The sequence below is a fragment of the Micromonospora craterilacus genome, from assembly GCF_003236315.1.
Taxonomy (GTDB): Bacteria; Actinomycetota; Actinomycetes; order Mycobacteriales; family Micromonosporaceae; genus Micromonospora; species Micromonospora craterilacus.
The window spans coordinates 1-623 of sequence record NZ_POTY01000542.1 but is presented as its reverse complement, the minus strand read 5'-3'; the positions used below and the strand labels follow the sequence as shown (position 1 = coordinate 623).

Below are 623 nucleotides of genomic sequence, written 5' to 3'. Positions count from 1 at the left end.
GCAGCGGGGTGTCGGCCCGGCGTGGGGTCATCGGGAGGGCGGACGGTGAAGGCTCTGGTGTGGCAGGGCGCGAACGAACTGGCCGTCACGCGGGTGCCGGACCCGCACCTGCGCAACGAGCAGGACGCCATCGTCCAGGTGCGCAAGACCGCGACGTGTGGCTCCGACCTGCACCTGTTGGGTGGGTACGACCCCTACGTGCGGCGTGGTGACGTGCTGGGGCACGAGTTCCTCGGCGAGGTGGTCGACGTCGGTCCGCAGGTTCGCAAACACCGGGTGGGTGACCGTGTCGTGGTCTGTTCCTCCGTCTCCTGCGGTCGCTGCTGGTACTGCCAGCAACAGGAGTTCTCGTTGTGCGACAACGGCAACACGAACCCCGCGCTCACCGAGGCCGCCCGGGGCATCGCGTCCGGCGGTTGCTACGGCTACGGGTACGCGTTCGGCGGCTTCGCGGGCAGCCACGCCGAGTACATCCGGGTGCCCTACGCCGACCAGGGCGCGTTCGCCGTCCCCGAGGGCCTGAGCGACGAGCGGGCGCTGTTCGCCTCCGACGCCGCGCCGACCGGCTGGATGGGTGCGCACCTCGGTGGTGTCAAACCGGGAGACGTGGTGGCGGTGTGGGG

1 protein-coding gene is annotated in these 623 nt (G+C 70.8%); it reads left to right on the top strand.

What is annotated here, in order from left to right; all coding sequences use genetic code 11:
* Nucleotides 1–45: 45 nt before the first annotated feature.
* Nucleotides 46–623: alcohol dehydrogenase catalytic domain-containing protein (locus C1I95_RS34335; RefSeq protein ID WP_158566531.1), on the top strand; the 578-nt coding region annotated here is incomplete at its 3' end.